The 15,333-nt window shown below is 66.7% G+C and carries 16 protein-coding genes; all 16 read left to right on the top strand.

Translation table 11 applies throughout. The features are described from left to right. Positions 1-116: 116 nt before the first annotated feature. A complete protein-coding gene (rpsB, locus tag ACSQ9I_RS13380) occupies positions 117-872 on the top strand; it encodes a 30S ribosomal protein S2 (RefSeq protein ID WP_436292547.1) in 756 nt (251 codons plus the stop codon). Between the two features lie 113 nt (positions 873-985). Further along, entirely contained in the window at positions 986-1,909 is a 924-nt protein-coding gene (gene tsf, locus ACSQ9I_RS13385; RefSeq protein WP_093109247.1) for a translation elongation factor Ts, read from the top strand. A gap of 93 nt (positions 1,910-2,002) precedes the next feature. Then, positions 2,003-2,725 (top strand): UMP kinase, encoded by a 723-nt coding sequence (gene pyrH, locus ACSQ9I_RS13390; protein WP_093109248.1) that lies wholly within the window; start codon positions 2,003-2,005, stop codon positions 2,723-2,725. Positions 2,726-2,739: 14 nt separating this feature from the next. Continuing rightward, on the top strand, positions 2,740-3,300 hold the full coding sequence (gene frr / locus ACSQ9I_RS13395) for a ribosome recycling factor (protein WP_093109249.1): 561 nt from the start codon (positions 2,740-2,742) through the stop codon (positions 3,298-3,300). Continuing rightward, positions 3,300-4,034 carry a polyprenyl diphosphate synthase gene (gene uppS, locus ACSQ9I_RS13400; RefSeq protein ID WP_093109250.1) on the top strand — a complete coding sequence of 245 codons (735 nt, stop codon included), beginning with the start codon at positions 3,300-3,302 and terminating at the stop codon, positions 4,032-4,034. The genes frr and uppS overlap by 1 nt, the downstream gene beginning before the upstream one ends. Before the next feature lie 4 nt (positions 4,035-4,038). After that, the gene (locus ACSQ9I_RS13405; protein WP_436303859.1) at positions 4,039-4,884 is read left to right on the top strand and encodes a phosphatidate cytidylyltransferase; all 846 of its coding nucleotides are present in this window, start codon (positions 4,039-4,041) and stop codon (positions 4,882-4,884) included. Further along, positions 4,884-6,071: a 1-deoxy-D-xylulose-5-phosphate reductoisomerase gene (ispC, locus tag ACSQ9I_RS13410; RefSeq protein WP_436308912.1), complete on the top strand. Its 1,188-nt coding sequence runs from the start codon at positions 4,884-4,886 to the stop codon at positions 6,069-6,071. The genes ACSQ9I_RS13405 and ispC overlap by 1 nt, the downstream gene beginning before the upstream one ends. Before the next feature lie 23 nt (positions 6,072-6,094). After that, positions 6,095-7,465 (top strand): RIP metalloprotease RseP, encoded by a 1,371-nt coding sequence (rseP, locus tag ACSQ9I_RS13415; RefSeq protein ID WP_093109253.1) that lies wholly within the window; start codon positions 6,095-6,097, stop codon positions 7,463-7,465. Positions 7,466-7,503: 38 nt separating this feature from the next. After that, positions 7,504-9,918 carry an outer membrane protein assembly factor BamA gene (gene bamA, locus ACSQ9I_RS13420; protein WP_436313463.1) on the top strand — a complete coding sequence of 805 codons (2,415 nt, stop codon included), beginning with the start codon at positions 7,504-7,506 and terminating at the stop codon, positions 9,916-9,918. Further along, the gene (locus tag ACSQ9I_RS13425) at positions 9,918-10,448 is read left to right on the top strand and encodes an OmpH family outer membrane protein (RefSeq protein ID WP_093107820.1); all 531 of its coding nucleotides are present in this window, start codon (positions 9,918-9,920) and stop codon (positions 10,446-10,448) included. The genes bamA and ACSQ9I_RS13425 overlap by 1 nt, the downstream gene beginning before the upstream one ends. Before the next feature lie 14 nt (positions 10,449-10,462). Then, positions 10,463-11,449: a UDP-3-O-(3-hydroxymyristoyl)glucosamine N-acyltransferase gene (lpxD, locus tag ACSQ9I_RS13430; RefSeq protein WP_436313464.1), complete on the top strand. Its 987-nt coding sequence runs from the start codon at positions 10,463-10,465 to the stop codon at positions 11,447-11,449. Further along, the gene (fabZ, locus tag ACSQ9I_RS13435; RefSeq protein WP_093107816.1) at positions 11,446-11,889 is read left to right on the top strand and encodes a 3-hydroxyacyl-ACP dehydratase FabZ; all 444 of its coding nucleotides are present in this window, start codon (positions 11,446-11,448) and stop codon (positions 11,887-11,889) included. The genes lpxD and fabZ overlap by 4 nt, the downstream gene beginning before the upstream one ends. A gap of 13 nt (positions 11,890-11,902) precedes the next feature. After that, positions 11,903-12,691: an acyl-ACP--UDP-N-acetylglucosamine O-acyltransferase gene (lpxA, locus tag ACSQ9I_RS13440; RefSeq protein ID WP_093107814.1), complete on the top strand. Its 789-nt coding sequence runs from the start codon at positions 11,903-11,905 to the stop codon at positions 12,689-12,691. Between the two features lie 8 nt (positions 12,692-12,699). Next, positions 12,700-13,845 (top strand): lipid-A-disaccharide synthase, encoded by a 1,146-nt coding sequence (lpxB, locus tag ACSQ9I_RS13445; RefSeq protein WP_436313465.1) that lies wholly within the window; start codon positions 12,700-12,702, stop codon positions 13,843-13,845. Then, positions 13,817-14,524 carry a ribonuclease HII gene (rnhB, locus tag ACSQ9I_RS13450; RefSeq protein ID WP_436313466.1) on the top strand — a complete coding sequence of 236 codons (708 nt, stop codon included), beginning with the start codon at positions 13,817-13,819 and terminating at the stop codon, positions 14,522-14,524. Before lpxB ends, rnhB begins: the two co-directional genes overlap by 29 nt. Further along, positions 14,521-15,300, top strand: a complete 780-nt coding sequence (locus tag ACSQ9I_RS13455) for a TrmH family RNA methyltransferase (RefSeq protein WP_436313467.1) — start codon at positions 14,521-14,523, stop codon at positions 15,298-15,300. Before rnhB ends, ACSQ9I_RS13455 begins: the two co-directional genes overlap by 4 nt. Positions 15,301-15,333: the final 33 nt, after the last annotated feature.

Here is a 15,333-nt window from a genome sequence, read left to right on the forward strand (position 1 = left end):
GGCATTTTCCCGAGGCGAGATGAATCCGCAAACCAGCCCATTCAAGGTGTTGTGAGCCTCTTTCGGAGGAGCGCAAAACGGGCTGGATTTTAGACCCAACCTTTGGAGTTATTTCTATGTCGACGACCATGCGCGAAATGCTGGAAGCCGGTGTCCATTTCGGTCACCAAACGCGCTTCTGGAACCCCAAGATGGCCCCGTACATCTTCGGCCATCGCAACAAGATTCACATCATCAACCTGGAAAAGTCGCTTCCGATGTTCCAGGAAGCGATGAAGTACGCGAAACAGCTCACCGCCAACCGCGGCACCATCCTGATGGTCGGCACCAAGCGCCAGGCCCGCGAGATCGTGGCGGCCGAAGCGCGCCGCGCCGGCGTGCCCTTTGTCGACACCCGCTGGCTCGGCGGCATGCTGACCAACTTCAAGACCGTCAAGACCTCGATCAAGCGCCTGAAGGACATGAAGGCCCAGCAGGAAGCCGGCCTCGACAGCCTGAGCAAGAAAGAACAGCTCACCTTCACCCGCGAGATCGAGAAGCTCGAGAAGGACATCGGCGGCATCCAGGACATGGCTGCGCTCCCCGACGCCATCTTCGTGATCGACGTGGGCTTCCACAAGATCGCCGTGGCCGAAGCCAAGAAGCTCGGCATCCCGCTGATCGGCGTGGTCGATTCCAACCACTCGCCTGAAGGCATCGACTACGTGATCCCGGGCAATGACGACTCGTCCAAGGCCGTCACGCTGTACGCCCGCGGCATCGCCGACGCGATCATCGAAGGCCGCGCCAGCGCGGTCAGCGACGTGGTGAAGGCCGTGGCCGAAGGCAGCGGCGATGAATTCGTCGAAGTCGAAGAGGGCGCTTCCGCCTGATCGGCGCTCGCCCGAGCCTGAAGAAGGGGCTTTGTTGCCCCTTTTTTTTAACTTGATTTTCGCGGCGCCCGGGTGCGGGCCGCCGCAACTGACAAACCGAACGGAGAAACGACATGGCAACAATCACCGCAAGCATGGTCGGCGAACTGCGCGCAAAGACCGACGCCCCGATGATGGAGTGCAAGAAGGCGCTGACCGAGGCCGACGGCAACATGGACAAGGCCGAAGAGCTGCTGCGCATCAAGCTCGGCAACAAGGCCGGCAAGGCCTCGGGCCGCATCACCGCCGAAGGCGTGGTCACGGCTTTCGTCGAAGGCGACGCCGGCGCCATGATCGAGATCAACTGCGAAACCGACTTCGTCACCAAGAACGACAGCTTCCTGGCCATGGCCAATGCCGCGGCGATGCTGGTCGCCAAGCACAACCCGGCCGACCTGGCTGCGCTGGGTGCGCTGCCCTACGAGCAGGACGGCTTCGGCCCGACGCTGGAAGACGTGCGCAAGGGCCTGGTCGGCAAGATCGGCGAGAACATGAGCTTCCGCCGCTTCAAGCGCTTCGCCGGCAACGGCAAGCTGGCCTCGTACCTGCACGGCACGCGCATCGGCGTGATGGTCGAGTTCGAGGGCGACGACACCTCGGCCAAGGATGTTGCGATGCACATCGCCGCGATGAAGCCGGTGGCCATCTCCAGCGCCGACGTGCCGGCCGATCTGATCGAGAAAGAGCGTGCGGTCGCCGCCGGCAAGGCCGAGGAAGACCGCAAGGCCGCCGAGGCCGAAGGCAAGAAGCCGCAGCCGGCCGACATCGTGACCAAGCGCATCGAAGGCGGGGTTCAGAAGTACCTGAAGGAAGTCTCGCTGCACAACCAGGCTTTCGTGAAGAACGACAAGCAGACCGTGGAGCAGATGCTCAAGGCGGCGAACACCTCGATCAAGGGCTTCACGCTCTATGTGGTCGGCGAAGGCATCGAGAAGAAGGTCGACGACTTCGCGGCCGAAGTGGCGGCGCAGGTCGCTGCGGCCAAAGCGGCAGCCTGAGCGCCGCCCCCAGGCGACGGTGCGCACCGCGCGCTGCCGCTTTTTCGCAATCACGTTTTACACTCGCCCCGCCAACTCCAAAGGAACCCACCCATGTCCGACGCCCGACCAGCCCACAAGCGAATCTTGTTGAAGCTGTCGGGCGAGGCATTGATGGGTGACGACGCCTTCGGCATCAACCGGGCGACCATCGTGCGCATGGTCGGCGAAGTGGCCGAGGTGGTGAACATGGGCGTCGAGGTTGCCGTCGTGATCGGCGGCGGCAACATCTTCCGCGGCGTCGCCGGCGGCTCGGTGGGCATGGATCGCGCCACGGCCGACTACATGGGCATGCTGGCGACCGTCATGAACGCGCTGGCGCTGGCCGACGCGATGAACAAGCAGGGCTTGATCGCCCGCGTGATGTCGGCCATCGCGATCGAGCAGGTCGTGGAGCCCTACGTTCGCCCCAAGGCGCTGCAGTACCTCGAAGAGGGCAAGGTCGTGATTTTTGCGGCCGGCACCGGCAACCCCTTCTTCACGACCGACACGGCTGCGGCGCTGCGCGGCGCCGAGATCGGCGCGGAGCTGGTGCTCAAGGCAACCAAGGTCGACGGCGTCTATACCGCAGACCCCAAGAAGGACCTGAGCGCGACACGCTACGCCCGCTTGAGCTTCGACGAAGCCATCGCGCAGAATCTCGGCATCATGGACGCCACGGCCTTCGCGCTGTGCCGCGACCAGAACCTGCCGATCAAGGTGTTCTCGATCTTCAAGAACGGTGCGCTCAAGCGCGTCGTGATGGGCGAGGACGAAGGCACGCTGGTGCATGCCTGAAGAGGACCAAGAAGATGACCATTGCCGAAATCCGCGATGCGACCGACGCCAAGATGAATCAGTCGCTCGCCGCATTCCAGAACAACCTGACCAAGATCCGCACCGGCCGCGCCAATCCCGCGCTGCTGGACTCGGTCCACGTCGATTACTACGGCTCCTCGGTGCCGCTGTCTCAGGTAGCGAACGTTTCGCTGCTCGATTCGCGCACCATCAGCGTCCAGCCCTGGGAAAAGGGCATGGGCGCCAAGATCGAAAAGGCCATTCGCGAAAGCGATCTGGGCCTGAATCCCGCGTCGATGGGTGACCTGATCCGCGTGCCGCTGCCGCCGATGAGCGAAGAGCGCCGCAAGGAAATGACCAAGCTGGTGCGCAACGAGGGCGAGACCGCCAAGATCGCGACCCGCAACCTGCGCCGGGACGCCAATGATGCGATCAAGAAGCTGGTCAAGGACAAGCTGGCATCCGAAGACGATCAGAAGCGGGCCGAGGCCGAGATCCAGAAGGTGACCGATCGCCACATCGGCGAGATCGACCGGCTGGTGGCGGCCAAGGAAGCGGAGATCATGGCCGTCTGATGACGACATCACCTGCCATGCCCCACCACATTGCCATCGTCATGGATGGCAATGGCCGCTGGGCCACGCGCCGCTTTCTGCCGCGCGTCGCGGGTCACAAGCAGGGCGTCGAATCCTTGCGCCGTTGCGTCAAGGCCTGCGTCGACCGCGGCGTCGCGGTTCTCACCGTGTTCGCCTTCTCCTCCGAGAACTGGAACCGTCCCGTCGAGGAAGTGTCGGGGCTGATGGACCTGATGGTCGGTGCGCTTGGCCGCGAAGTACCGAAGTTGAGCCATGACGGCGTACGGCTGCATTTCATCGGCGAGCGCGGCGGCCTGTCCGAGAAAATCGCCGCCGGCCTGCTGCAGGCGGAGGCAGCGACGGCCCACAATACCCGGCTGGTGCTCAACGTCTGCTTCAACTACGGCGGCCGATGGGATATCGCCCGCGCAGCGGCCCAGCTTGCCGCGCGCGGCGAGCCGCTGACCGAGGCCAACCTCGATGCGGCGATGGCGCTGTCGCACGTGCCCGACCCCGATCTGTTCATCCGTACCGGCGGCGAGCAGCGGCTGTCGAATTTCCTGCTGTGGCAGAGCGCCTATGCCGAGCTGTTCTTCAGCGACCGCCTCTGGCCCGAGTTCGACGAGGCCGCCCTCGACGAAGCCATCGCTGCCTTCCAGCGCCGCGAGCGCCGCTTCGGCCAGACTTCCGCGCAGGTCGCGGGCAACGCATGGCGCGATCCGCAGGCAGCCTGAGCGAATGCTCAAACAACGCATCATCACTGCGATCGTCCTGCTGGCGATCCTGCTGCCGGCGCTTTTCTATCCGTCGCATGTGCCCTTTGCCTGCGTGATGCTGGCGCTGATCGCAGCCGCGGCCTGGGAGTGGGGGCGGCTCAACGGCTACGGGTCGAGAGTGTCGCTGTTCCTGGGGCTGGAGACGCTCGTGCTTTGCGCGCTGTCCTGGTGGCTGGGGCTGCTCGATCAGTCGCTGCTGCCTGTCTGGATCTTCGCCAGCGCCGCCTGGGTGCTCGGCGGGGCTGCGCTGCTGCGCGTCGCAGTGCCCGGCTGGCCGCGCGTGCCGAGGGGTCTGCGCCTGGTCGGCGGGCTGCTGGTGCTTTGGGTCGCGTGGCTGGCCGCGGTCAAGGCACGGATGGTCGGCATCAACTTCCTGCTGTCGATCCTCGTGCTGGTGTGGGTGGCCGACATCTTTGCGTACTTCGCGGGGCGCGCATTCGGACTCAGGTTCACGCGCAACAAGCTCGCGCCGGCCATCAGTCCCGGCAAGAGCTGGGAGGGTGTCTGGGGCGGCATGGCCGGCGTCCTGGTTCTGGCCCTGGCCTGGGTCTGGGCCGACGCGGCCGCCCAGCCCGCGGTGGCCAGCCTCTACACGCGGCTGGCCGAGCGCGGATGGTGGCTGCTGCTGGTCGGTGTGGTCTTTCTGGCGGCGATGAGCGTGGTGGGCGATCTGGTCGAGTCGCTGATCAAGCGCAGCGCGGGCGCCAAGGACAGCAGCACCCTGCTGCCGGGCCATGGCGGCGTGCTCGACCGCGTCGATGCCTTGCTGCCGACGCTTCCTATTGCCATGATGTTGGCCTTCCTGTGATGACATACCCTAGGCAACGCATCACGGTGCTCGGTTCGACCGGCTCGGTCGGCGTCAGTACGCTCGACGTGATCGCCCGGCATCCCGAGCGCTTCGAGGTGTTCGCGCTGTCGGCTGCAACCAAGGTCGACGAGCTGCTGGCCCAGTGCGTGCAGTTCTCGCCGAAGTTTGCGGTCATGGCGAGCCCGCCGCATGCCCGGCTGCTGGCCGAAAAGCTGAAACAGAGCGGCCTGTCCACGCGCGTGCTCCAGGGAGCGGACGCCATCGAGACGATCGCCTCGCACGAGGAATGCGATGCCGTGATGGCCGCCATCGTCGGCGCGGCCGGGCTCGGGCCCTGCCTCGCAGCCGCTCGCGCCGGCAAGCGGCTGCTGCTTGCCAACAAGGAGGCCCTGGTGGTCGGTGGCGAGCTGTTCATGCGCACGGTGCGCGAGGGCGGGGCGACGCTGCTGCCCATCGACAGCGAGCACTCGGCGATCTTCCAGTCGCTGCCGGAAGACCCGGCCACCTGGCCGCGGCGCATTGACAAGATCATCCTGACCGCCTCCGGCGGCCCGTTCCGCACGCGCTCGCCGGACACGCTCGGTGCCGTGACGCCCGAGCAGGCCTGCGCGCACCCGAACTGGGTCATGGGCCGCAAGATCTCGGTGGATTCCGCCACCATGATGAACAAGGCCCTCGAGGTGATCGAGGCGCGCCACCTGTTCGGCGTGGCGCCCGAGCAGATCGAGGTCGTGATCCACCCGCAGAGCGTGGTGCATTCGATGGTGCAATTCACCGACGCCTCGGTGATCGCGCAGCTCGGCACGCCCGACATGCGGGTGCCCATCGCCGTCGGGCTGGCCTGGCCCGAGCGCATCCAAAGCGGTGCCGCCCGGCTCGATTTCCGGCAGATGGCGGCGCTGACTTTCGATGCGCCCGATGCCCAGCTCTTTCCCGGCCTGGGACTCGCATGGCAGGCGTTGCGCGCAGCGCCGGGCACGACCGCTGTGCTCAATGCGGCCAACGAGGTGGCGGTCGAAGCATTCCTGCATCACCGCTTGCGCTTCGATCGTATCCATGCGGTGAACCTGGAAACTTTGGATGCGGTGCAGCCCTCCAACCCAGCATCGCTGGCCGACCTGCTGGCACTGGATGCCAGCGCCCGGGCTGCTGCCAACGCCGCAGCGCTACGCTTCGCAGCCTGACTTTTCCATACCCGGGGGTCTCCATGCTCACAGTCGTTGCCTTCATCGTCGCGCTCGGCTTGCTGATCGCGGTGCACGAGTACGGCCACTATCGGGTGGCGGTTGCATGCGGGGTCAAGGTGCTGCGCTTTTCGGTCGGCTTCGGCAAGACGCTGTATCGCTGGCAGCCCAAGCGCCAGCACCCGGGGCAGGACACGGAGTTCGTGATCGCCGCGTTCCCGCTCGGCGGCTACGTGAAGATGCTCGACGAACGCGAAGGGCCCGTGGCGCCCGAAGAGCGGCACCGCGCCTTCAACACCCAGCCGCTGCGTTCGCGCGCTGCCATCGTCGCCGCCGGTCCGATCGCCAATCTCCTGCTGGCCGTCGTGCTCTACACCGCGGTCAACTGGATCGGCGTCGAAGAGCCTGTCGCGAAGCTGGGCCAGCCGGTGGCCGCTTCGCTGGCCGAGCAGGCCGGTTTGCGCGGCGGCGAGCACGTCGCGCGCGCCGGCTTCGACGGCGACCTGGAGCCTGTGCAGTCCTTTGAAGACCTGCGCTGGCGCATGACGCGCGGAGCGCTCGACGGCCGCGATCTGACGCTCGAGATCGCAGGGGAGGGCGCGCGGCCTGCGCGCGAGATCGTGCTGCCGTTGAGCCGCATCGAGGCCAAGGATGCCGACGCGCAGATGTTCCGCAAGATCGGCGTCGTCGCACCGCTGACGCGCCCCGAGATCGGCGAGGTGATGGCAGGCGGCGCGGCGGAGCGCTCGGGCCTGCGCCGCGGCGATGTGGTGCGCTCGGTCGGCAGCACGGCCATCGTCGACGGCCAGCAATTGCGCGACGTGATCCGCGCCTCGGTCGAGGGTGGCCAGCCGCGCACGCAGACCTGGGAGATCGAGCGCGACGGTCAGATGCTCCGCGTCGAAGTCACGCCGGAGGTGCGCGACGAAGCTGCGGCCAAGGTCGGCCGTGTCGGCGCCTATGTCGGTGCGCCACCCGAGATGGTGACGGTGCGGCTGGGCGTGGTCGACGGCGTCTGGCGCGGCGTGGTCCGCACTTGGGAGGTGTCGACGCTCACCGTGCGCATGATGGGCAAGATGCTGATCGGCGAAGCCTCGATCAAGAACCTGAGCGGACCGCTGACGATCGCCGACTACGCGGGCAAGTCCGCCAGCATGGGTCTCACGCAATACCTGGTGTTCCTCGCCCTCATCAGCGTGAGTCTCGGCGTGTTGAACCTCATGCCGCTGCCGGTCCTCGATGGGGGGCACCTGATGTATTATCTTTGGGAGGGCCTGACCGGCAAGAGCGTCTCCGATGCATGGATGGAACGGTTCCAACGCGGGGGTGTCGCGTTGCTGCTGGTCATGATGTCGATCGCACTCTTCAACGATGTGACTCGACTCTTTGGTTAACTTTCTGCTGGCCCTTTCCGCGCCGGCTCAATTCACAGATGAACAATAAATTCAGTCGCTTTCGCCTGCGCAGCGTTGCCGCGGTGGTCGCCAGTGCACTCGCCGCCACGGCCGCCTGGGCCGTCGAGCCCTTCACGGTACGCGACATCCGGGTCGAAGGCCTGCAACGCGTGGAGCCCGGCACCATCTTCGCCTCGCTGCCGCTGCGCGTGGGCGACACCTACAGCGACGAGCGCGGCACGGCTGCCATCCGCGCGCTGTTCGACCTGGGCCTGTTCAAGGACGTGCGCATCGACGTCAGCGGCAACGTGCTGGTGGTGATCGTCGAGGAGCGCCCCACCATCGCCGACGTCGACTTCGTGGGCACCAAGGAGTTCGACAAAGCCGCGCTGCAGAAGGCGCTGCGCGAGGTCGGCCTGGCCGACGGCCGCCCCTACGACAAGGCCCTGGCCGACCGCGCCGAGCAGGAGCTCAAGCGCCAGTACGTCAGCAGGAGCCTGTACAACGCCCAGGTCGTCACCACCGTCACGCCGATCGAGCGCAACCGCGTCAACCTGACCTTCACCGTCACCGAAGGCGAGGCCGCGCGCATCCGCGAAGTGCGCATCGTGGGCAACAAGGCCTTCAGCGAAGGCACGCTGCTGGATCTCTTCGACCAGGACGCGGGCGGCTGGATGAGCTGGTACACCAAGAGCAACCAGTACTCGCGCGCCAAGCTCAACGCCGACCTGGAGACGCTGCGCTCCTACTACGTCACGCGCGGCTACCTGGAGTTCCGCATCGACTCCACGCAGGTGGCGATCTCGCCGGACCGCCAGGACCTCGCGATCACGGTGAACCTCACCGAGGGCGAGAAGTTCGTGGTGGCCGGGGTCAAGCTGGAGGGCAACTACCTCGGGCGCGAGGAGGAGTTCAAGTCGCTGGTGACGATCCAGCCCGGGGAGCCCTACAACGGCGAGCAGGTGACGGAGACCACCAAGGCCTTCACCGACTACTTCGGCACCTTCGGCTACGCGTTCGCGCGCGTGCAGGCCGAGCCCGAGATCGACCGCACCAACAACCGTGTGTCGCTGACGCTGAAGGCGGAGCCCTCGCGGCGGGTGTACGTGCGGCGGGTGGCCATCGGGGGCAACAACCGCACCCGCGACGAGGTGATCCGGCGCGAGTTCCGCCAGTACGAGGCGTCCTGGTACGACGGCGACAAGATCAAGCTGTCGCGCGACCGGGTGGACCGCCTGGGCTTCTTCACCGAGGTGAACGTGGAGACGCAGGAGGTGCCGGGCTCGCCGGACCAGGTCGACCTGACGATCAACGTGGCCGAAAAACCGACCGGTACGCTGCAACTGGGCGCAGGTTTTTCCAGTGCCGAGAAGGTGTCGTTCACCTTCGGCATCGCGCAGGAGAATGTTTTCGGTTCCGGCAACTACCTCGGCCTTCAGGTCAACACCAGCAAATACAACCGGGCGCTCTCGCTGACGACCACGGACCCCTACTTCACGAAGGACGGCATCTCGCGCACCTTCGGCATCTACCACACGACCACGCGGCCCTACTACAGCGTCGACGGCGACTACCGGCTGGTCAATGAAGGCGGCAGCATCCGCTTCGGCGTGCCGTTCAGCGAAGTCGACACGGTCTTCTTCGGCGCCGGATTGGAGCGCTACCGCTTCGACCCGGGCGGCAACGTCGCTTTCCTGACCCCGCAGTCGTACCGGAACTACTTCGGCTGCAGCACCAGCGCGTCGGGCCTTGTCACCGGCTGTACCAACGACAGCGTCTGGGGCGTGCCGTTGACCATCGGCTGGTCGCGCGACGACCGCGACAGCGCGCTGCTGCCGACCCGCGGACGCCTGCAGCGCGCCAACCTCGAGGTGGGCGTGGGCGGCGACATGAAGTACCTGAAGACCAACTACCAGTATCAGCAGTTCTTTCCGATCAGCAAGCAGTACACCTTTGCGATCAACGGCGAGCTCGGCTACGGCAAGGAATACGGCGGCAAGCCGTACCCGATCTTCAAGAACTTCTACGCGGGCGGCCTGGGGTCGGTCCGCGGCTTCGAGCAGAACTCGCTGGGCCCCCGCGACGTGCCGCTGCTGGGGCAGACCGAAGGCGCGGCGCTGGGCGGCACCAAGAAGGCGATCTTCAACGCCGAACTCAGCACGCCATTCCCGGGCGCCGGCAACGACCGCACGCTGCGCCTCTACGGCTTCTTCGACATCGGCAACGTGTTCGGCACGCGCGATGCCTTCTCGACCGACGCCCAGTGGAAGGCGGCGAAGAAGCTCCGCGCCTCGGTGGGCCTGGGCATCAGCTGGATCTCGCCGCTGGGGCCGCTGCGCCTGGCTTACGCCATCCCGGTCAGGCAGCAGGATGAAGACCTGACCGACCCGCTGCATCCGATCCCGAAGGATAGAATTCAACGCCTGCAATTCCAGATCGGAACCTCTTTCTAATGAATCCATTGCTTCGCGCCGCCGGTGCGCTGCTGATCCCCGCTTTCGCCCTCGCGGGCGGGCTCGCGCACGCGCAGGAAACTTTCCGCATAGGTTTCGTCAATCCCGATCGCGTGTTGCGTGAAGCGCAGCCTGCCAAGGCCGCGCAGGCGAAGCTCGAGTCCGAGTTCCTGAAGCGCGAGAAGGACCTGACGGGGCAGGGCGAAGCCCTCAAGGCTGCTTCCGAAAAGTTCGAGCGCGAGGCGCCGACCCTGTCCGAGAGCCAGCGCGTGGCCCGTCAGCGTGCCCTGGTCGACCAGGACCGTGACTTCCAGCGCCGCCGCCGCGAATTCCAGGAAGACCTCAACGCGCGCAAGAACGAAGAGCTGCAGCAGGTCTATGAACGCGCCAACCGCGTGGTCAAGCAGGTGGCAGAGGCCGAGAAGTACGACGCGATCCTGCAGGAAGCGATCTACATCAATCCGAAGCACGACATCACCGAGAAGGTGATCAAGGCGCTGAATGCGTCCACTTCTGCCGGCGGCAAATAGCGCCGCGAACCGGCGTGGCACTGCGGCTAGGCGCAATCGTTGAGGTCCTCGGGGGCGAACTGCAGGGTGACCCCGCGCTGTCGATCGAGCGGCTTGCGCCGTTGGCGACGGCGCAGGCCGACGCGCTCAGTTTCCTGAGCCATCCCAAGTACCGCAAAGAGCTCACTGCCTCGCAAGCAGGCTGCGTTATCGTGTCGCCTGCCATGCGGGAGCTGGCGGCCCAGCGCGGGTCGTTCATCGTGACGGCCGACCCCTACCTTTATTTCGCGCGGCTGACCCAGCTCTGGAAGCAATCTCATGCCAGGCCAGACAGCGCGCGCATCCATCCCAGCGCGGTGATCGACCCCGGCGCGCAGATCGACCCCAGCGCGCGTATCGGCGCGCTGTGCGTCGTCGAGCGTGGCGCGCGCATCGGCGCAGAAACGGTGCTGAAGTCCAGGGTGACGGTGAGCGAGGACTGCATCATCGGCGCGCGTTGCCTGCTGCATCCGGGCGTCGTGATCGGGGCCGACGGCTTCGGGCTCGCGCCGCACGAGGGCGCCTGGGTCAAGATCGAGCAGCTCGGCGCGGTACGCATCGGCGACGACGTGGAGATAGGCGCCAACACCTGCATCGATCGCGGTGCGCTCGAAGACACCGTGATCGAAGACGGCGTCAAGCTCGACAACCTGATCCAGATTGGCCACAACGTCCGCGTCGGCAAGCACACCGCCATGGCGGGTTGCGTCGGCGTGGCGGGCAGCGCGGACATCGGTGCGAACTGCACCATCGGCGGCGGCGCGATCGTGCTCGGCCACCTGAAGTTGGCCGATGGGGTGCACATTTCAGCCGCGACGGTGGTGACCCGGTCCATTCTCAAGCCCGGCCAGTACACCGGCGTGTTTCCCATCGACGACAATGCCGCCTGGGAGAAAAACGCCGCCACGCTCAAACAACTGCACGCTCTGCGCGAGCGCCTGAAGGCGCTTGAAAAACCGGTGGTGCAAGACAGAAAATCATGACGCTCGACATCCATCAGATCCTCAAACTGCTGCCGCACCGCTACCCCTTCCTGCTGGTAGACCGCGTGCTCGCGATGGAAAAGGGCAAGCGCATCACCGCGCTCAAGAACGTGACCATGAACGAGCCGTTCTTCAACGGCCACTTCCCGCACCGGCCGGTGATGCCCGGCGTGCTGATGCTCGAGGCGATGGCGCAGGCCGCGGCCCTGCTGTCCTTCCATTCGCTGGACATCGTGCCGGACGACAACACCGTGTACTACTTCGCGGCCATCGACGGCGCGCGCTTCAAGCGTCCGGTGGAGCCGGGCGACCAGCTGACGCTCGAGGTCGAGATCGAGCGCATGAAGGCCGGCATCTCGAAGTTCAAAGGGCGCGCGCTGGTCGGCAGCGAGCTGGCTTGCGAGGCCACCTTGATGTGCGCCATGCGCCAGATCAATTGATCGTGCTCGAGGCATGACGCAGGTTCATCCGACGGCCATCGTCGACCCCAAGGCCGAACTCGACCCGACGGTCAGCGTCGGCCCCTATGCCGTGATCGGTCCGCATGTGCGGGTCGGCGCCGGCACCACGATCGGCGCGCATTGCGTGATCGAGGGGCGCACCACCATCGGCCGCGACAACCGCATCTTCCAGTTCGCATCGCTGGGCGCCGTTCCGCAGGACAAGAAGTACGCGGGCGAACCGACCGAACTCGTGATCGGCGAGCGCAACACGATCCGCGAGTTCTGCACCTTCAACATCGGCGTGCCGGGGGCCGGCGGCGTGACGCGCGTGGGCAGCGACAACTGGATCATGGCCTACACGCACATCGCGCACGACTGCCGCGTCGACGACCACGCCACGCTCGCCAACAACACGACGCTGGCGGGCCACGTGCACCTGGCGGACTGGGTGACGGTGGGCGGGCTGACCGGCATTCACCAGTTCGTCTCGGTCGGTGCCCACGCGATGATCGGCTTTGCCAGCGCGGTGGCGCAGGACGTGCCGCCTTTCATGCTGGTCGACGGCAATCCGCTGGCGGTGCGCGGCTTCAATGTGGTCGGCTTGCGCCGCCGCGATTTCTCCGCGGCACGGATCGCGGCCGTCAAGCAGATGCACCGGCTGCTGTACCGTCAGGGCAAGACGCTCGAGGAGGCCCGTGCCGCCATCGAGGCCCTGGCCATCGAAGTACCCGAATCGGCCGCCGATGTCGCGATGATGAGCGGCTTCCTGTCCAGCGCCACGCGCGGCATCGCGCGCTAGGGCACCGCATGTCGGAGGTACAGCGACAGTTTGCGCTGGTCGCGGGCGAGCCCTCGGGCGACCTGCTGGCCGGGCTGCTGCTCGACGGCTTGCTCTCGCGCTGGCCGGCCATGAAGGCCGTCGGCATCGGCGGCCCGCAGATGTTGGCGCGCGGCTTCGAGAGCTGGTGGCCGCAGGAAAAACTGGCGGTGCGCGGCTATGTCGAGGTGCTGCGCCACTACGCCGAAATCGCCAGCATCCGGCGCCGGCTCCGTGCCCGGCTGCTGCTTGACCGGCCCGAACTCTTCATTGGCGTCGATGCGCCGGACTTCAATCTGGACCTCGAAGCCGCGTTGCGGGCCAGCGGCATGAAGACGGCGCATTTCGTCTGCCCCTCGATCTGGGCCTGGCGCCCGGAACGCGCGGAGAAGCTGCGCACAGCGGCCGATCATGTGCTGTGCATCTTTCCGTTCGAGCCCGCGCTGCTGGCCGAACACGGGATCGCAGCAAGCTACGTTGGCCATCCGATCGCCAACGTGATCCCGATGACGCCCGACCAGGCGGGCGCACGCGCCGCGTTGGGATTGGACGCGGAAGCGCCGGTCGTCGCCTTGCTGCCGGGCAGCCGGCGCTCGGAGATCCGCTACCTCGCCGCAGGCTTTTTCGAAGCGGCCACGCTGATGCTGCGCGAGCGGCCTGAACTTCAGTTCATCGCGCCCGTGCTGCCGGGCCTCCGGGACGAGGTCGAGCAACTGCTGCAGGCCAGCGGCATGGCCGGCCGCGTGAAACTGCTCGACGGCCGTTCGCACGCCGCGCTCGCGGCCTGCGACGTCACCCTGATCGCCAGCGGGACCGCGACGCTCGAGGCCGCGCTGTTCAAGCGGCCGATGGTGATCGCCTACAACATGAACAAGCTTTCGTGGGCGCTCATGCGCCGCAAGCAGCTGCAGCCCTGGGTGGGTCTGCCGAACATCCTGTGCGGCGAATTCGTCGTGCCCGAACTGCTGCAGGAGGCGGCGACGCCCCAGGCGATGGCCGACGCGACGCTCGCCTGGCTTGCCTCGCCGGACAAGGTTCACGCCTTGCAACAACGTTTTTGCACGCTGCATGTCGAATTGCAGCGTGATACGCCGACACTGTGCGCCGATGCGATCCAGAAAGTTCTTGAAGGCTGAGCAGGCCACGCTCGCTTGGGACGCTCCCGGGCTCCTGGCCGGCGTCGACGAGGCCGGCCGCGGCCCGCTGGCCGGCCCGGTCGTTGCCGCGGCCGTGATCCTCGACGACGAGCGGCCGATCCGTGGCCTGGCCGATTCGAAGACCCTGACCGCGCTGCAGCGCGAGCGCCTGAACGACCAGATCCTGGCCAAGGCGCTGTGCTGCTCGGTGGCGCAGGCCAGCGTGGAGGAGATCGACACCCACAACATCCTCCAGGCGACGATGCTGGCTATGCGGCGCGCGGTCGAGGGCCTGCGGCTGAAGCCGGCAAAGGTGCTGGTCGACGGCAACCGGCTGCCCACGCTGGACGTGCTGGCCGAGGCCGTCGTCGGCGGCGACGCGCGCGTGAAGGCGATCTCGGCCGCCTCGATCCTGGCCAAGGTGCACCGTGACCGGCTCTGCCAGGAACTGCACGCCGAATTCCCGCACTATGGCTTCGCGGGCCACAAGGGCTATGGCACGCCAGAGCACCTGGAGGCGCTGTTGCGCCACGGCGCTTGCGTGCACCACCGCAGATCCTTCAGCCCGGTCGCTGCCGTACTCGCACGCGCGACGGGGCAGACGGAGCCCATGACGGCGGCGATGTTGAGCGAAATGGTCGCGGAAACGACCCAGATCGAGGTGCGGATCGCCCCATGACCGTGGACGAGGTCAGCCACATCACGTCGCGGGACAACCCGCTCCTGAAGGAATTGCGCAAGCTGGCGCACGACCCGGGTGCCTACCGCAAGGCGGGCCGGGTCTGGCTCGAAGGCGATCACCTGTGCCGCGCCGCGCGCGAGCGCGGCGTCCGGCCGGCCGTGGCGGTCTTTGCGGAGTCGCTGTGGCCTTCGGCGCGCTCCGAATGGAGCGGGGCGGCGGCCAAGACCGTGGTGCTGGCCGATGCCTTGCTCGCCGGCGTGAGCGGTCTGGAGTCGCCCGCTCCGATGGGCTTCGTACTCGAACTGCCGGCGTCGCCGGCGGTCACCCCCGATGCGCCCACCGTGGTGCTCGATCGCCTCCAGGATGCCGGCAATGTCGGCTCCATCCTGCGCAGCGCGGCGGCCTTCGGCTTCGGCCAGGTGATCGCGCTCAAGGGCACCGCCGCGCTATGGGCGCCCAAGGTGCTGCGTGCCGGCATGGGTGCGCATTTCGGGCTGCAGCTGATCGAGGGCGCGGACATCCAGATGCTGGATGCGCTGACTGTGCCCTGGATCGCCACCAGTTCGCACCGCGGCGACTGGCTGCATCGCACGCAGCTGCCGTACCCGTGCGCCTGGTTGATGGGGCACGAAGGGCAGGGCGTTTCCGCCATCCTGGAGACGCGCGCCGCCCGGCACGTGCGCATTGCGCAGCCGGGCGGCGAGGAGTCGCTCAACGTCGCGGCGGCGGCGGCGATCTGCCTGCATGCGAGTGCCGCCGCGGCCAAGGGATAAGCCCGCGCCGGCTATAATCAAGGGCTTTCCCGC

This window comes from Variovorax sp. LjRoot84 (assembly GCF_964254305.1).
GTDB lineage: Bacteria > Pseudomonadota > Gammaproteobacteria > Burkholderiales > Burkholderiaceae_C > Variovorax.

Bases quoted from the DNA above. Each gene is read 5' to 3' on its own strand.
- tsf (WP_093109247.1), top strand. From the start codon at position 986: ATGGCAACAATCACCGCAAGCATGGTCGGCGAACTGCGCGCAAAGACC.
- bamA (WP_436313463.1), top strand. From the start codon at position 7,504: ATGAACAATAAATTCAGTCGCTTTCGCCTGCGCAGCGTTGCCGCGGTG.
- uppS (WP_093109250.1), top strand. From the start codon at position 3,300: ATGACGACATCACCTGCCATGCCCCACCACATTGCCATCGTCATGGAT.
- ACSQ9I_RS13425 (WP_093107820.1), top strand. From the start codon at position 9,918: ATGAATCCATTGCTTCGCGCCGCCGGTGCGCTGCTGATCCCCGCTTTC.
- rnhB (WP_436313466.1), top strand. From the start codon at position 13,817: ATGCGATCCAGAAAGTTCTTGAAGGCTGAGCAGGCCACGCTCGCTTGG.
- pyrH (WP_093109248.1), top strand. From the start codon at position 2,003: ATGTCCGACGCCCGACCAGCCCACAAGCGAATCTTGTTGAAGCTGTCG.
- fabZ (WP_093107816.1), top strand. From the start codon at position 11,446: ATGACGCTCGACATCCATCAGATCCTCAAACTGCTGCCGCACCGCTAC.
- rseP (WP_093109253.1), top strand. From the start codon at position 6,095: ATGCTCACAGTCGTTGCCTTCATCGTCGCGCTCGGCTTGCTGATCGCG.
- lpxB (WP_436313465.1), top strand. From the start codon at position 12,700: ATGTCGGAGGTACAGCGACAGTTTGCGCTGGTCGCGGGCGAGCCCTCG.
- ispC (WP_436308912.1), top strand. From the start codon at position 4,884: ATGACATACCCTAGGCAACGCATCACGGTGCTCGGTTCGACCGGCTCG.
- ACSQ9I_RS13455 (WP_436313467.1), top strand. From the start codon at position 14,521: ATGACCGTGGACGAGGTCAGCCACATCACGTCGCGGGACAACCCGCTC.
- rpsB (WP_436292547.1), top strand. From the start codon at position 117: ATGTCGACGACCATGCGCGAAATGCTGGAAGCCGGTGTCCATTTCGGT.
- lpxA (WP_093107814.1), top strand. From the start codon at position 11,903: ATGACGCAGGTTCATCCGACGGCCATCGTCGACCCCAAGGCCGAACTC.
- frr (WP_093109249.1), top strand. From the start codon at position 2,740: ATGACCATTGCCGAAATCCGCGATGCGACCGACGCCAAGATGAATCAG.
- ACSQ9I_RS13405 (WP_436303859.1), top strand. From the start codon at position 4,039: ATGCTCAAACAACGCATCATCACTGCGATCGTCCTGCTGGCGATCCTG.